Below are 1,808 nucleotides of genomic sequence, written 5' to 3' on the forward strand. Positions count from 1 at the left end.
GCGCGGTCCTGCTGCAACCGCGCCGGTCCCGGACCACCCAGAGGCTTCCCTTTCCGCAACCGACAGGCTACGCTCCGATTCTGGGAGCGCTCCCAGAAATCCGTCTACAAAGGATCTGACATGGTACGACGACGTACGCCGGTGGCGGCCGCGCTGGCGGCCGCGGTGGTCAGCAGCATGGTGCTCGGCGCGCCATCAGCCAAGGGAGCCGACTCGGTGTTCTATGTGGACCCGCAGACCCAGGCCGCCCGCTGGGTCGCCGCGAACCCGAACGACTCGCGGATGCCGGTGATCCGGGACCGGATCGCCAGCGTGCCACAGGGCCGCTGGTTCACCACTACCAACACCGCAACGGTCCGGTCCGAAGTGGACGCATTCACCGCGGCGGCCGCCGCGGCCGGCAAGATCCCCATCATGGTCGTCTACAACATGCCCAACCGCGACTGCGGCGGCGCCAGCTCGGGCGGCGCGCCCAGCCACGCCGCGTACCGGTCCTGGATCGACCAGGTGGCTCTCGGGTTGAACGGCCGCCCCGCCACGATCATCCTCGAGCCCGACGTGCTGGCCCTGATGAGCGACTGCATGAGCGAGGCGCAGCAGGCCGAGGTCCGCGCCTCGATGTCCTACGCCGGCCAGCGGCTCAAGTCCGGCTCCGCGTCCGCCCGGGTCTACTTCGACTCCGCCCACTCGGCCTGGCTGTCGCCAAGCGCCATGGCCGCCCGCCTGGTCGCGGCGAACGTGGGCAGCAGCGCCGACGGCATCTCCACCAACGTCTCCAACTACCGCACCACCAGCGCCGAGGTCACCTACGCCAAGGCCGTCATCGCCGCCACCGGCGTCTCCCGGCTCCGCGCTGTGATCGACACCAGCCGCAACGGCAACGGGCCTTTGGGCAACGAATGGTGCGACCCCGCCGGCCGCGCCATCGGCACCCCCAGCACCAACGCCACGGGCGACCCCATGATCGACGCGTTCCTGTGGATCAAACTGCCCGGCGAGGCCGACGGCTGCATCGCCGGCGCCGGCCAGTTCGTCCCGCAACGCGCCTACGACCTCGCGATCGCAGCCGGCGGTGGCGGCGACACCACGCCACCGTCGGTTCCGGGCACCCCGTCCGTCTCGGGGGTCACCTCGTCCGGCGCCACCCTGTCCTGGGCGGCCTCCACGGACAACGTCGGGGTCGTCGGCTACAACGTCTACCGCGAGCAGGGCGCCACGGACACCTTGCTGGCCCAGCCTTCCGGCACCTCGACAACCCTGACCGGCCTGAGCGCGAGCACCGCCTACCAGGTCTACGTCCGCGCCCGCGACGCCGCCGGCAACCTGTCCGCCAACTCCGGGTTGGCCAGCTTCACCACCCTGCCCGGCGGCGGTGGCGGCTCGTCGTGCGGCGTCCGCTACGTCCCCAACACCTGGAACGGCGGCTTCACCGCCGACGTGTTCATCACCAACGCCGGCTCCGCCACCATCTCCGGCTGGACCCTCACGTTCAGCTTCCCCGGCAACCAGATGATCACCAACCGCTGGAACGCCACCGTCACCCAGAACCAGCAAGCGGTCACCGCGACACCCGTCGACCACAACCGCACCATCGCCCCGAACTCGACCGTCTCGTTCGGTTTCCAGGGCACCTACAGCGGCACCAACGCCTCCCCGGCCGCCTTCACCCTCAACGGGACAAACTGCACAGTGGGCTGAGCGGGATGAAGGGCTCCCGCCCTCGCCTCGGGCAGGGCGGGAAGTCCTCGGCGACGCTCTGATCGCACATGCCGGAAACGGCGACCCGCGCCGCGTGCTCAGCGCGCGGC

General features: G+C 70.6%; 1 protein-coding gene. It reads left to right on the forward strand.

The features are described from left to right. The first annotated feature begins 120 nt into the window (after positions 1 to 120). Positions 121 to 1,698, forward strand: a complete 1,578-nt coding sequence (locus VGX25_RS17090) for a glycoside hydrolase family 6 protein (protein ID WP_326918794.1) — start codon at positions 121 to 123, stop codon at positions 1,696 to 1,698. Positions 1,699 to 1,808 lie beyond the last annotated feature (110 nt).

The organism is Actinophytocola sp., assembly GCF_035942955.1.
Classification (GTDB): Bacteria; Actinomycetota; Actinomycetes; order Mycobacteriales; family Pseudonocardiaceae; genus DASYTH01.